At 38.6% G+C, this 15,191-nt stretch carries 11 protein-coding genes; 2 read left to right on the top strand and 9 right to left on the bottom strand.

Annotated features, from left to right (window positions below; translation table 11 throughout):
* The first annotated feature begins 111 nt into the window (after positions 1–111).
* Both ftsZ and BWP33_RS01150 read left to right on the top strand, forming a co-directional pair.
* On the top strand, positions 112–1,368 hold the full coding sequence (gene ftsZ / locus BWP33_RS01155; protein ID WP_002641200.1) for a cell division protein FtsZ: 1,257 nt from the start codon (positions 112–114) through the stop codon (positions 1,366–1,368).
* 290 nt (positions 1,369–1,658) lie between these two features.
* Positions 1,659–3,002 (top strand): FAD-dependent oxidoreductase, encoded by a 1,344-nt coding sequence (locus tag BWP33_RS01150; RefSeq protein WP_002641201.1) that lies wholly within the window; start codon positions 1,659–1,661, stop codon positions 3,000–3,002.
* Positions 3,003–3,095: 93 nt separating this feature from the next.
* Here the strand turns inward: BWP33_RS01150 and BWP33_RS01145 are convergent, their stop codons facing one another.
* The 9 genes from BWP33_RS01145 to glyQ form a co-directional block, all read right to left on the bottom strand.
* Complete coding sequence (locus BWP33_RS01145; protein WP_002641202.1) at positions 3,096–4,145, bottom strand: WaaS/CpsH family glycosyltransferase; 1,050 nt, start codon at positions 4,143–4,145, stop codon at positions 3,096–3,098.
* 11 nt (positions 4,146–4,156) lie between these two features.
* Complete coding sequence (locus BWP33_RS01140; RefSeq protein ID WP_002641203.1) at positions 4,157–5,176, bottom strand: WaaS/CpsH family glycosyltransferase; 1,020 nt, start codon at positions 5,174–5,176, stop codon at positions 4,157–4,159.
* A gap of 54 nt (positions 5,177–5,230) precedes the next feature.
* Positions 5,231–6,298: a glycosyltransferase family 9 protein gene (locus BWP33_RS01135; RefSeq protein WP_002641204.1), complete on the bottom strand. Its 1,068-nt coding sequence runs from the start codon at positions 6,296–6,298 to the stop codon at positions 5,231–5,233.
* Between the two features lie 54 nt (positions 6,299–6,352).
* The gene (glyS, locus tag BWP33_RS01130; RefSeq protein ID WP_002641205.1) at positions 6,353–8,395 is read right to left on the bottom strand and encodes a glycine--tRNA ligase subunit beta; all 2,043 of its coding nucleotides are present in this window, start codon (positions 8,393–8,395) and stop codon (positions 6,353–6,355) included.
* Between the two features lie 62 nt (positions 8,396–8,457).
* Positions 8,458–10,239 carry a glycosyltransferase gene (locus tag BWP33_RS01125; RefSeq protein WP_002641206.1) on the bottom strand — a complete coding sequence of 594 codons (1,782 nt, stop codon included), beginning with the start codon at positions 10,237–10,239 and terminating at the stop codon, positions 8,458–8,460.
* A 63-nt stretch (positions 10,240–10,302) separates the two neighbouring features.
* Positions 10,303–11,442: a UDP-galactopyranose mutase gene (gene glf / locus BWP33_RS01120; protein WP_002641207.1), complete on the bottom strand. Its 1,140-nt coding sequence runs from the start codon at positions 11,440–11,442 to the stop codon at positions 10,303–10,305.
* 2 nt (positions 11,443–11,444) lie between these two features.
* Complete coding sequence (locus BWP33_RS01115) at positions 11,445–12,221, bottom strand: DUF4422 domain-containing protein (protein ID WP_002641208.1); 777 nt, start codon at positions 12,219–12,221, stop codon at positions 11,445–11,447.
* 21 nt (positions 12,222–12,242) lie between these two features.
* On the bottom strand, positions 12,243–14,093 hold the full coding sequence (gene msbA / locus BWP33_RS01110; protein WP_002641209.1) for a lipid A export permease/ATP-binding protein MsbA: 1,851 nt from the start codon (positions 14,091–14,093) through the stop codon (positions 12,243–12,245).
* Between the two features lie 68 nt (positions 14,094–14,161).
* Complete coding sequence (glyQ, locus tag BWP33_RS01105) at positions 14,162–15,061, bottom strand: glycine--tRNA ligase subunit alpha (RefSeq protein ID WP_040628633.1); 900 nt, start codon at positions 15,059–15,061, stop codon at positions 14,162–14,164.
* Between the last annotated feature and the right edge of the window lie 130 nt (positions 15,062–15,191).

The following is a 15,191-nucleotide window of genomic DNA, read 5'->3' as shown; positions in this document are numbered from 1 at the left end:
GTGCAGTCAAACATAAAGAAGTTTTTTGCCAAGCACATTAGATTTCTTTATAATATTGAAATATTTTATTGATTTTACACATGCCCCGCCGAGGGTATGAGGAGCTTTTAAATGGACAAACCGATTTATAACTTTGTGGAAGCACCTACGGGGCCGGCGGTTATCAAAGTTATCGGCGTGGGTGGCGGTGGCTGCAATGCAATTAATAATATGATTGAAAATCCCATTCAAGGGGTGGAATACATCAGCGCAAACACCGATGCTCAATCATTGATGGACAATATTGCCCCCAATAAAATTCAATTGGGTGCGAGTCTAACGCGTGGTTTGGGTGCTGGTGCGAATCCTGAAGTGGGTCGTGCAGCAGCTATTGAGGATCGTGAAGCAATTGTAAAAGCCATTAGTGGCGCAGATATGTTATTTATTACCACAGGTATGGGCGGTGGTACGGGTACAGGGGCAGCTCCCGTTATTGCCGAAATCGCCAAAGAATTGGGGATTCTAACTGTAGCTGTGGTTACTCGCCCATTTAAACATGAAGGTAAACGCGCCAACGTCGCACAACAAGGTATTGAAACCCTAAAAAATCATGTAGATTCATTGATTGTTGTGCCAAATGACAAACTATTGGCAGCTTTAGGTAAAGGTACAACCGTACGTGAAGCGTTCCGTGCAGCTAACAATGTATTGCGTAATGGCGTTGCGGGTATTTCTGAAATTGTTACTAGCCCTGGTTTCATCAATTTAGATTTCGCTGACGTAAAAAATATGATGAGCATCGTTGGCATGGCAATGATGGGTATTGGCGAATCCAAAGGTTCTGACCGTGCACGTATCGCAATTGAACAGGCTATTTCTAGCCCATTATTAGATGATGTAAGTTTAAGCGGTGCAAAAGGTGTTTTAGTTAATATTACCACTGCACCTGATTGCTTAATTTTAGATGAATATCAAGAAATTATGTCTGTAGTTGGTGATTATGCCTCCCCTGATGCTGAGCTGAAATTTGGTACGGCTGAAGACATGAATATGCCTGAAGATGCCATTCGTGTAACCATCATTGCAACTGGCTTACGTGAGAATTCAGAACGCGGTAATGACGATATGGCACATCGACACGCAATGAACAGCGTAAATAGTCATTTACGCCAAAGCACAACTAATACAGTGCGTCAGTCTATTCCACAACCAACTATTAACCCTGATGTATTACCTGGCATGGAAGGCGTAATCCGTTCAGGTCGCAATAGTCGCGGTGTGAATTTGGTAGCTGCAGATTTTTCTAGTCAATCGGTTTTAGATGATTTTGAAATTCCTGCTATGTTACGCCGTCAAAATAACAGCAATAACAATGAAAACAGTAACTAAATAACCAAAGTCAAATACACGAGCTATCTTTTTGGATAGCTCGTTTTTGATTATTTTAGACTAAAGCCTTTGTGAAATCCCGACTTTCAACTTCAACTAGAAACAATAGTATTTTAATTTCAAATATATCAATTAGATAAAATTTTAAAGTGTTCATTTTTGATGATTCTGTAAAGGTCTGTCTCTTGAACTTGACACGTTTTTTCCATCAAAAGCGTGTTTTTGGCGAAAATAGGCAACCTGAAAACTCTACAATAGCAACTGTTTTTAATTAACACTGTGGAATCATCATGAAAACCATTCATACACAAAATTTAATTATCGGTTTTGGCAAAGCAGGTAAAACGTTGGCTGCTGACTTATCCAAACACGGTCAAGAGGTTATTTTAGTTGAACAAAATACCGAAATGTACGGAGGAACGTGTATTAACATCGGCTGCATCCCCAGCAAAAAATTATTGGTAGAAGGTGCAAAGCGCAGTTTAGAAAATGATAAAACATCGGTTTTTCAGGCTGCCATGTCTGCCAAAAATGGGCTAATTCCCAAATTGCGCACAGCAAATTTCGCCAAATTAGATAATTTGGACAATGTGCAAGTGATTCACGCAAAAGCACACTTCAAAGATGATAAAACCGTTATTTTACAATCAGATAATGATAAAACTGAAGTCAGTGCAGAACGTATTTTTATCAACACAGGCGCAGATTCTAACCGTTTAGATGTGGCTGGTGCAGATGGTAAACGCGTATTCTACAGCACCGAAATGTTATCACTAACAGAGCGTCCAAAACGTTTAATCATTGTTGGTGGTGGATACATTTCTTTGGAATTTGCGTTTATGTATAAACAATTTGGTAGCGAAGTAACTATTTTAGATAACAGCGAAACTTTCTTACCACGTGAAGACCGTGACGTAGCTGAAGAAATGTTACGCATTTTAAATAGTAAAAAAATCAATGTTGTACAAAACATGAATGTTCACGGTTTCGTGGAACATGCCCACGAAACCGTAGTTCAAACCACACAAGGCGATTTCTTAGCCGATGCAATTTTAGTGGCAGTGGGACGACATGCCAATACCCAAGGTTTGGCATTGGAACAAGCTGGTATTCAAACCGATAATCGCGGTTTTATTCAAACAGATAACTATTTGCGTGTAAAAGGAAAAGACCATATTTGGGCAATGGGCGATGTGGCTGGTAGCCCTATGTTTACTTACATTTCACTGGACGATTATCGCATTGTGCGTGAACAATTATTCGGACAAGGCATGCGCAGTCGCGATGATCGGACCATTTTCCCTACGACAACTTTTACCGAACCGCCTTTATCGCAAATCGGCATGACCGAAACCGCTGCTTTAAAAGCAGGTCGTCAAGTCAAAGTGTTAAAAATGAAAGCAGAAGCTATTCCAAAAGCCAAAGTTTTAGGGCAAACCGATGGCTTACTCAAAGCCATTGTGGACAAAGACAGTGATGAAATCTTGGGCGTTACCCTATTCTGTGCAGAAGCACATGAAATGATTAATTTATTTAAAATGGCAATGGATAATCATATTCCAGCATCTTATTTAAAAAATCAAATCTTTACACACCCAACCATGTCCGAAGGTTTAAATGATTTATTTGCTTAAATTTTCATCATTGATTTAAATAAAGGCAGCCTGAAAAATATTCAGGCTGCCTAAAATCATCATTCAATATGAAATTCGATTATCACTACATTCTCATCTTTCAGGCAGCTTGGGTAACGTAATGGCTTGGTGTGGTTCAATGTCAAAAGCAAATCTCAACCAATTGCTAAAACTATATTTTTCTTTTAATTCAGGTGGCAAAGGTTCATATGGCTGTTGCATAAATACTTTTAATGCTTCGATATTTTTTCCGTCCCAAACAAAAATATTGCTCGGTCGATAAAAATCGTAATGAACAACCGTATCATTGGTAGTAATGAGTTTTTTATCATAGCCAATCGCTTCAAATACGCGCAACGATAAACCATAATGTTTATTATTTAAAAAATCCACCAAAATGCTGGCACGTTGTACCATTTTCAGATTTTCTTTATAAGGCAGGGCTTCATCAAATGAAAAATAATGCACCCCTTCTAAACCCAATTCTTGTTTAGCGATTTCAGGCTGCTTAGCACCAATATGAAAATCAATCGGCAACCGAATTTCTTGCGCAACTTGGTAAAATAAACGAATATCATCAATACGTTGTTTTGCATGCGAACCTATGAAAAACAGGCTGCCTGAAACGGTTTTTTCTATGGGATAACAGTCAAACCAAAAACTGGTGGTCGGGACTAATTTATCGGCATATTCAGGTCGTTTTCCCATATCATAAGGATCAAAAAACATAAATTTGTCAAAATAACGAATTTTGTAAAATTCATGTTCCAAGAATTCTAAAGTTTCCCAATTATAATGCACCATCAAGCGACTTTTATCGCGCAATTGCTGCATAAATGAGCTGGGAAAAACGCCTGGCCAAATCATCAAACAATAATCAGCTTTTCCCTCAATGCTGTTCAATTTTCTCATAAAATCAGCATAATAAGGCTTAAAAAGCTGCTCTTTTTTGTATTCACGTTGTCGCAATAAATTGCGATAATACAATTTTTTCAAACGTTGCCACAAACTGATATAAACAAACTTTTTCTCTTCATAAATCAGCTCAACCACTTCAAAACCATGAAAACGCAAATTCTCTGCAATGACTTGGTAAATACTGAAAATGGGGGGCATAGCCAATATAACACTTGTTTTTTTCATTATTTTCTACTTTATTTTTCAGGTAGCCTGATGACTTGATGCGGTTCAATATTAAAAACATAGCGCAACCAATTACCAAAACTGTATTTTTCTCGAATCGCCTTGTCTAGCACATGATACGGACGTGCTAAAAATTCTAGCAAACCATCACATGACTTTCCATCCCAAATATACATATTATCAGGATGATAGAAATCATATTTGGCAACTTCGGCATTGGTGGTAATCAATTTTTTTTGATAGCCAATCGCTTCAAAAGTTCGCAACGACAAACCTTTATGGCTGCTAATCACAAAATCCGCCAATACACCACTTTGCTGGGAAAATTGTAAATTTTGTTGATACGAAATCCCTTCATGAAACTGAATATTATCAACAGGATATATTTTTTTGATATCAGGTTGTTTAGGACAAGCAATCTGAAAATTTAATTTTAAATCATTCTGTTGAGCAAATTGACAAAACTGAATCACTGCATTTTTTCGGTCTTCACGATGCGCACCTAAATAATAAATGGTATCAGGTTCGCTTGGCACAACTTCGGGTAAATGGTCAAAATAAAAACTGGTTGCAGGCAGCACCTCACCTTCAAACAACGCATAATCATCGGAATCAAATACATAATATCGGTCAAAATGAGCGATTTGTTGTTGTGCAGCTGCAAACCGTGCCACACCGTCCCATTGATAATTAACCATATTTTTCGCCCTACTCTTGACTTCCCGCAAAAACGAATCGGGATAAACATCTGAACGAATAAACAATGCGTAATCAATTTTAGGGTAATTTGCTAATGATATGGGTAACTGTTGGCGTTTCAGCATGACCATCATTTCTTTTTTGGCTTGCTTATTGCCCAACAATTTTCGCCATTGCGTTTGCAAACGCGTACGCAAATTGGGGTATTCAAAATTTAGTGAATCTAAAGAAAAATCAATCACCTCATATCCATGAAACGCCAAATTTTGCGCCACTATCTTGGCGATACCAGCATCATTTATCATGCCTAATAAAACAGTGGGTTGAGTCATAATATTGTCCTTCAATGGCTTTTGAATGATTCAAGCAGCCCAAAAACAAACTGCTCAACAATCCAATTTTAAACTATTGACGATTTCTTCCGCAGTAATTTCATTAATATGCTGCCTGAAAAATAAAATTTTAGCCTGCTCACTATTGGGATGCCAATTAGCAGAATTTTGCGGATTAACTTGATATAAACCAATGATTTTTTTATTTAAACCTTTTGCAATATGAATAATCGCCGTATCGGGCGAAATCACCGTATGTGCGTGGCGAATCAATTCAATGCTATCTTGAATGGTTTGTGTATTGGCATAAACAAAACATTGCTTAAATTCTTGGCATAAAGTTTGCAAAATCGGCGTTACTTCTGGGTAAGTCAGCAATACAAATTTTTGTTCAGGAAATGAAAACGTTAGTTGCTGCAAAATCTGGTGAATATTGACAACATCAAATCGCCGTGAATTAGCTGCACCAAAAAAATTCAACGCAATATAATCATACAATTGATTTTCTTGAATAAATTTTGAAACTTTATCCGCAGATGCAGTCTGAACAGGAATCTCGTAAGTTGTATCAATATCCGAAAATCCACATTTTTCTAATGCAATGCGATAAATATCGCTAAAATGTTGCGATTTATCCGCAATATTGAGATTAAAAATGCGCCAATCGGCTTTATCTAGCCCGATGTTGTAAGGGCAATTTAACGCGCGTAACAGCACCAAATCACGCGGACGAAACACCAAAGTTGGTTCAATTGCCACATCATATTGACCCGCCAGCGATTTTCCAACTTGATAATAGCTCACCAATGATTTGGCTTTCACCAAATGCAAGTCATCAATATACGGATTATTAGCAAAAATCACTTGATTTTTTGTACTGCAAATCACACCAATTCGGATATTTGGATTAGCCTTTTTGATTTCACGAAACGCAAACGAACTCACAATATAATCGCCAATTTTTCCATCTTGACGCAAGAAAATAACGCTTTTGACGGTATTTGGCAACAAAATCGGCAAAATATCACTATTAGGCGCACAATCTAGCCATGCTTTAGCAATACGCAAACGCCATTTTGCTGATTGCGCTTTGAGTCGTTTTAAAAATAATGGAGTTGCCATTTTTTACCCAGTGATAAAAAGCAGCCTGAAGCATATTCAGGCTGCCTGAAATATTTACTCATTCAATAAAGCAATATCCGCCACCGCATTCAATAAATTTGCCAATAAATTCAGCAAATTCAAACGATTTTGTTTCACGGCTACATCGTCTACCATAACCATCACGCCATCAAAAAATGCGTCCACTTGCGGTTTAATCGTTGCCAATTCAGACAAGGCAGCCTGAAAGTTTTGCGTGGATAAAGCAGTCTGAACTTTTGGTTGCAAGGCTTGCACCGCAGCAAACAAGGCTTTTTCTTCGTCTTGGGCTAATAAACTTGGATTGACTTCACCCAAAGCATCATCAGATTTTTTCAACAGATTTTGTACGCGTTTGTTAGCGGCCGCCAAAGCGACAGATTCGGGCAATTGCTTAAATTGTTTAACGGCTTGCAATTTCGCTTGCAAGTCATTTAGGCGGTCAGGACGTTGCGCCAATACTGCCGCCACCACGTCTTGCGGATAATCGTTTTGCAACAACACCGCCAAACGCGCTTGCATAAAGTCCGCCACTTCGCTAACAGTATTTTCAGATAACAAATCTTTGGGAAAGCTGTCAAATACAAATGTTAACAACTCATTGATTGATAAAGAATCATTCATCAGCATACGCAACACGCCCAAAGCCGAACGGCGCAACGCGTAAGGGTCTTTGTCGCCCGTTGGAATCAAGCCAATGCCCCAAATACCGACCAAAGTTTCCAATTTATCCGCCAACGCCACCGCCGTGCCAATCCTATTTTCAGGCAACGCATCGCCCGCAAAACGCGGTTGATAGTGCTGCTCAATCGCCAACGCAATTTCAGGTTGCTCGCCGTCCAATTGCGCGTAATATTTGCCCATCGTGCCTTGTAATTCGGGGAATTCACCCACCATTTCCGTAACCAAATCGGCTTTTGCTAAACGCGCGGCGCGTTCGGCAGCGGCTTTATCGGCTTTCAGGTAGCCTGCAATATGCGCGGCAATCGTTTGCAAGCGTTCCACGCGTTCGGCTTGTGAACCAATTTTATTATGATAAACAACAGATTGTAATTTTGGCAAACGGCTTTCTAAAGTTGCTTTTTGGTCTTGCTTATAGAAAAATTCTGCATCCGACAAACGCGCACGCAATACGCGTTCATTGCCCGAAATAATATGGCTCGGGTCATTGGTTTGCAAATTGGATACCAACAAAAAGCGATTCATCAACTTGCCATTTTTATCCAAAAGTGGGAAATATTTTTGATTTTGCTGCATGGTCAAAATCAAGCATTCTTGTGGCACGGCAAGGAAATGCTCTTCAAAAGCAGCTTGTAAAACAACGGGATACTCCACTAATGCGGTTACTTCGTCCAACAAGCTTTCATCAGCTGCGACAGTTGCATTTAGGCTGTTTGCTTGTTCATTTAGGGCTGCCTGAATCGCGTTTTTGCGCTCGGCAAATGACGCAATCACTTTACCTTGTTCCGCTAATTGTTTTGCATAATCATCAGCTTGAATGAATTTCACTTCGCCTTGCGACAAGAAACGGTGTCCCAATGTAAAATGGCGACTCGCCAAACCCAACACACTCACAGGCAACACGTCCGCACCATGCATCACCACCAAACCATGCACAGGGCGCACAAATGTATGCGTACTGCTGCCCCAACGCATCACTTTGGGAATCGGCAATTTTTTCACGGCAGCATTGACGATATCGCCCAATAAATCAGCTAATTTTTGCCCTGTTTGTGTGAATTCATGCGCATAAACGTCTTGTTTGCCATCGTTAATGATTTTCAGGCTGCCTTTTTCAACACCACACGAACGCGCAAAACCTTCAATTGCCTTTTCATTGGCGGTAACGGCAGGGCCTTTCTTAACGATGTGCTGGTCGGCTTGTTCAGCTTTCACGTTTTGCACTTGCACAGCGAGACGACGTGGCGATGCGTAGGCTGTGAATTGAGTTTCGCCATCAATCAACTGTGCTTTTTCCAAGCCTTCAGCAATAGATTGCGCAAAATGGTTACCTAAATTATTTAAGGCTTTTGGCGGGAGTTCTTCGGTTAAGAGTTCAATTAATAAAGTTTGAGACATTTAACTTTTCCTAAAATATAAACTGGAATAGGCTACCTAACAATAAGGCAGCCCACAAATTCCTATTTTTTCAAATCTTGGCTATATACTTTTTCCCAAAATGCACGAGAAGTCAGTTCATCTTGATGAGCCAAATAATCTGCTTTTGCAGAATCAAATTTTTCATCAATTAATTTTAAAGCAGCAAAATAATCTTTATATGCCTGCCATAAACGCTGACGATCAAATTTTACGACATAACCCGTTCTAGTTGCTTCATGTTCGTAATAAATTTCTTTAAAACGATAGGTTTGGTCTAAATTTGCACTAAAATGTTTAGGTTGGAAGACTACGCCTTTTTTCATAACACATTCAGGCATTAACAAATAATTTAATGTTAATTTACGAATCCATTTTCGCATACGGCAACGATTTTTTGACGGATGCGCAACAAATTTCAACTCATAATCTTCTCGTCTAATGGGTTTCATTTTTTCATCTTGCGGTAAAGCAGCAATTTTTGAACGTGCTTTATTCGCATCTATATCGCAAGAATATAACTTAGTACCCAACAAAGAATCTACTAAAGCGAAATAAATAGCTTTTGCAGACGTATAATTATAAGAATTAATACAACCTAAATACCATACCTTAAAATTTTGCTTTAATTCTTTTTTAGTTACGCCCGTATCGCCTAAAATATGGCAAGCTAAAAATGATCTGACCCCTAAATATCTAGTCATTGGACTTTCTTTAACCCAAAAGTCCTCTCCCCATACACCAATGCCATTTAATGTACAGACTTTAAAATTATTATATAAACTGAAAGAAATATCATCTCCTCTCACAAAAAATGGAAATGGATGATGAGAAACATCTTTAATTTTAAAAGCAAAGAACCACCATGCACCATAATTTGCTTGTAATTCATTTTGTTCAGCTAATAATAATTCATGAACATGCCTAATATCTCTACCATGATGCAAAGATGCTATTCTCTGTTTTCTGAAGCAAGCACCTTTTTCATGGATAACAGTAGGAGCTAATTCTCTTAATTGCGCTCCTGATACCGCAAATTTTTCAGTTGTTGTATATTGTAATAAAGCGTAAGCACGGCGAATACTTTCAATCTCACACGAAGCATCATCGTCCATAAACAAACAATGCGTATAATCTTTTTGGTCTTCCAAATACATCAAACCACGCGTAAATCCACCAGAACCACCCAAATTCTGGTTTGGAATCACAATTGCGCATTGCGCTTCTTCGGGTGTGATATTTTGGGAATTATCCACCACAATTAAACTGATTTTATCTTTAAAATAAGGGTCTTGTAACAAATCTTTTGAAACGCGGTCAATCGCTGGTAATACATAGTGCTTGCGATTAAAGTGAGTAATCACAATCCCTAATTTCACAGAATTCACTGGCGCTAACTCAGTATAATAAAAACCTTTATTGATAAAATTATCATCAGCCAATGAAATCAATTCAAAAAACAACATACCTTCAGTATGATCTTCCAAATTGCCAAAATCTACATCAACACCCTGTTCTGTTAAAGTAATTTTTTGCTCACTCAAATGTCTCATTTCTGTGTGCAATTTATGACGCCTAATTCTGATAAAAAATTCACCTTTGCCAAATAATCTTAATTTAATTTGACGAACAGGCGTTTCATTTTTCCATGTCTGAATGGTCAATGAATTAAAAAAGGTGTCAAAAGCACAGCCTGAGCCTTTTTGATAAAAATTAACTTGTTTTTCTGAACGCGAAACAACCGCACCACCCCATGGACGCACATATAAATCGTCAGGAGCTTCAATATCAAAATTTGGGAAAACAAGATGTTGTAAAATATTCATGATTATGTTGTTAGTCAAAATAAGAAAATACTGCCTAAATTTTTCAGGCAGCCTGAATAAAGTTTAAGCAAAATAAAACGGCTGAATCGCTTGATTATTAGCTAAATCATCTAATACGCCTTGGGCTGTTTTTAAAGCTTCCGCAATGGTTACATCCATATCCAAGTAGCGGTATGTTCCCAAACGCCCTACAAAACTCACACCTTTGGCTTGATTAGCAAGGTTTTCGTATTGCGATAACAAGGCTTGGTCTTCCGCTAAACGGATAGGATAGTATGGAATATCCCCATCTTCACAACTACGACTAAATTCTTTATAACACACTGTTTTTTCATGTTGCTCCCAAGACGCAAAATACTTATGCTCGGTAATGCGTGTGTAAGGCACGGCTTCATCGCAATAATTAATCACCGCATTACCTTGAAAATCGCCTTCATCGGTAAAGGCTTCAAAGTCTAAAGTACGGTAGCCCAATTTACCAAACTGATGTTTGAACCATGCGTCTAATGGTGCTGACCAAAAAACATGATCGTATTCAGATAGCATAGTTTCATCAAATGGTGTATTTAATTGAACGGTAATATTTTCATGATTTAAAATATTGTCCACGATTTCGGTATAACCATTTTTTGGCATACCTTGATATTTGTGGGCAAAATAATTATCATCATAATTAAAACGAACTGGTAAACGTTTTAAAATACTGGCTGGCAATTTCGTTGGCGACACGCCCCATTGTTTAGCGGTATAACCTTTAAAAAAAGCTTGATATAAATCTTTGCCAACAAATTTCATTGCTTGCTCTTCAAAAGTTTGCGGTTCCGTAATGGATTGGTCTGATTGCTCGGTAATCCATGCTTTGGCTTCTTTTGGAGAAAAAGTTTTACCATAAAATTGGTTAATGGTATGCAAATTAACAGGCAATGAATATACTTGACCGCCACTCACAGCTTTTACACGGTTTGTGTATGGCATAAATTCGCCAAACTTTTGCAAGTAATTCCAAACTGTTTCATTGTTGGTATGGAAAATATGTGGACCGTAAATATGCACCATTACATTGGTTTCTTTATCTCGTTCAGTATGGCAATTACCTGCCGTATGCGAACGTTGGTCAATCACTGTAACTTTGTGTCCTGATTGCGCCAATTCTCGTGCAATAACAGCGCAAGAAAAACCTGCGCCTACACATAAAAATTTCATAATTATTCTTTCATTAACTCGACAAAAAAATGTTTAAAACGATATTGTTCTTGATGATGAAAAAACCACACTGTAAAAAGTCGTTCAGATAGAAATCCAAATACTCTTTGGTTATAGCTATTATATTGAGAACAATCAATAAATTTTTCCGCTTCAAAAAGTATATCAAAAAGCCACTCACAATATTTATCCATAATATTTTTCCTACCAATAAACATATTATATGGATAAAGAATGTTACCTTGTTCAACTTGATTCATGGTTAATAAGTATTCAGGAAATTTTGTTGCTAATATCTTTTGAATAATATTCCAATCCTTTATGTGATGACACTTATCATAATGCTCATAAACTGTCATACCCAAAACCAAAGGACTCGGAATAATCATGTCGGCATTTTTCAAAGCCTGTAAAATTGTATGGCGATTCAAAATCTGTAATCGTTTCGTTTGCTGCTTGGCATTCAAATTTAAATGGTAGGCTATTTGATTTAATCGCCAAAAAACGATATTTTGTTTAAAAACAAAATACCTACGATAATGAACCAACCCAATAATTGGCGTTTTGATATTTTTCCAAATAAAATAAAGAGCCGTTAATTCACTAAAAAAAGGATTTTTATCAGCAATATTGTCTAATTGATTATCTGAAATATATCCTAACCCTATCCCGTTCCCAACTTGAATAGGAACAAGCACTGCTTCCTGCGGTAAATTAAATGATTTATGAGTTACCACAAATACAGCAATATCATTAGGAATATTTTCTAATGTTGACATCTTTAACTATTCCTAAACTTTTCATGAATTCAAACCACTAACGCTTCTCAATTTCGCATAATACCCACCCTTTTTCATCAAGAAGTTATGCGAACCTTCTTCAATGATTTTACCTTCGTCCATAACAACAATACGGTCGGCATTTTCAATAGTGGTTAGGCGATGTGCCACGATAATACTGGTTCGCCCGTGCATTAAACGTTCAAGAGCTTGTTGTACCAAATGTTCAGATTCATTATCTAACGCACTCGTAGCTTCATCTAACAACAAAATCGGTGCATCTTTCAAAATGGCTCGTGCAATAGAAACGCGTTGACGTTGTCCGCCTGACAATTGACTACCGTTTGCACCGATGAGTTGATGCAAACCTTTGTCATGATTATTGACTAAATCCAACAAATTCGCTGCTTCTAATGCCGTCAATACTTCCTCTTCACTGGCCTCTGGACGACCGTAACGCACGTTTTCAAATAGAGTGTCATCAAACAAAAACACATCTTGTGACACCAGTGCAAACTGTGTACGCAAATTGACCAATTGTACATCTGCAATATTCGTATCATCAATGAAAACGTTACCTGAACTCGGTTCCACAAAGCGTGGTAGCAGATTTACAACAGTCGTTTTGCCGCTACCCGAACGCCCAACCAATGCCACTCGCTCGCCTGATTGAATCGTCAAATTGAAATTGTCCAATGCTTTTTTGTTGGCTGTTTCGTATTGCACATCAACATTTTCAAATTTCAGGCTGCCTGAAATATTGCGTAACTGTTTAGTACCCGTGTCTTTTTCAGGCTGCCTGTCTAAAAAATGACACACCGAATCGGATGCCAAAAACATACTTTGCATTGGAATACTGATATTAGCTAAATTTTTGATTGGACTAAGCATTTGCAACATCGCCACAATAAATGCCATAAATTCACCAATCGTGGTATAACCCTGCTGACTTTGCCAAAGCGCAATAAAAATCACAACCGCCAATGCAAACGATGCAATCAACTCACTAAATGGCGAACGTGCCGCACTGGCTTGTGTGATTTTTTTATTTAAACGCACCAAAGTTTGATTAACAGCTTCAAAGCGTTTTTGCGCTTGAACTTGCCCACCAAATAATTTAACAACGCGGTTACCTTGATGAATTTCGTTGACGGTATTATTCAGCGTACCAATGCTAAGTTGTGCACTATTAATGATTCCTTTCAATCGGTTACGATAATAACGCGATAGCAACGACAAAATAGGGAACATCAACGCTACAATCAAACTCAATTGCCAGTTCAAATATAGCAACACGCATATCAAACCAATCACAATCAACGTATCGCGAATCAAAACAATAAATACATTGCTCGCGCCACTAATCGAACCTTCCGCCATTTGTACAATATTCATGAGTACATCGCCCGCAGGGGTTTTTTGATGAAAATCAGATGATAAAGTCAGCATTTTCTTGAACATATCACGGCGCAAGCTGCTAATCGCCATCACCGAAACCCACGTCATCAAATAAGTGCTGGCGTAACGACAAATCCCACGAAAAATTACCAGTGAAATGAAAAACACAGGCACAATCCAAACTTTGTCTTCTGTACCCCAAATCAAATAGTTAAATTCATTTTTCAGATTTTGGAGTGTCGCAACAATATCATTGCCCATCACAAGTTGTGGCGGTTCAGTCGGTGCAGCAAAACCTTGATTGACCAACGGTGCAATAAATGCCGCCAAATAACTTTCAGTAAACGCCACGCCCACAATAGCAAGAACAGCCCAAAATAGACGCATTTTATAAGGTTTAATGTAGGCAAGCAGACGCGTAAAACTGCGCGAATCTTGTTCGGAAAATAAGCCAAATGTGAGTTTTTCTATCATATTTTGTTCTTTATTTTTTCAGGCTGCCTGAAGAACTGCGCGTAAATTTTCTTCAGGCAGCCTGAAAATTATTTATTTTTAATCAACGGATAACCCAACGCTTCACGACTCGCCACAAATTTTTGCGCCACTTGTCGGCTTAAGGTACGAATGCGCCCAATGTAGGTTGCGCGTTCGGTAACAGAAATCGCGCCGCGTGCGTCCAATAAATTAAACATATGCCCCGCTTTCAACACCAACTCATACGCTGGCAACGCCAATTGCGCGTCTTCAGTTTCCAGCAAACGCTTGGCTTGCGCTTCAAAGCCATTGAATTGATTAAGCAACCATTCTGCATCGCTGTATTCAAAATTGTAAGTAGATTGCTCCACTTCATTTTGATGATACACATCGCCATAGGTCAATTTGCTGCCATCGGGTGTTATCGCCCATACCAAATCATACACATTTTCAACGCCTTGCAAATACATCGCCAAACGCTCAATGCCGTAAGTAATCTCACCCAAAACAGGACTACAATCAATACCACCGACTTGTTGGAAATAAGTAAATTGGGTAACTTCCATGCCGTTGAGCCACACTTCCCAGCCCAAACCCCACGCGCCTAAAGTCGGATTTTCCCAGTCGTCTTCCACAAAACGAATATCGTGGACAGTCGGGTCAATGCCCAACTCTTTCAGGCTGCCTAAATACAAATCTTGAATGTCATCAGGTGCAGGTTTCAGCGCAACTTGAAATTGATAATAATGCTGCAAACGGTTTGGGTTGTCGCCATAACGACCGTCTTTCGGACGACGACTGGGCTGAACATACGCCACATTCCACGGTTCTGGACCAAGTGCGCGTAAACAAGTAGATGGGTGTGAAGTTCCTGCGCCCACTTCCATATCAAACGGTTGAATAATGGCGCAACCTTGTTCCGCCCAATAGTTTTGTAATTTGAAAATAATTTGTTGGAAAGTCAGCATCATAATTCAATTCTTTAAAAATAATCATAAAAATATCAAAAACATTTTTCAGGCAGCCCCAAACTCAATTTTCTTTAAAATTGAAAAACATGGCGTATCGCCGCCATACCCACTCTGCCGCGCACCCCAC

The organism is Simonsiella muelleri ATCC 29453 (assembly GCF_002951835.1).
GTDB classification, from domain to species: Bacteria; Pseudomonadota; Gammaproteobacteria; order Burkholderiales; family Neisseriaceae; genus Simonsiella; species Simonsiella muelleri.
The sequence above is the reverse complement of the archived record's forward strand: the minus strand, read 5'-3'. Positions and strand labels throughout refer to the sequence as shown.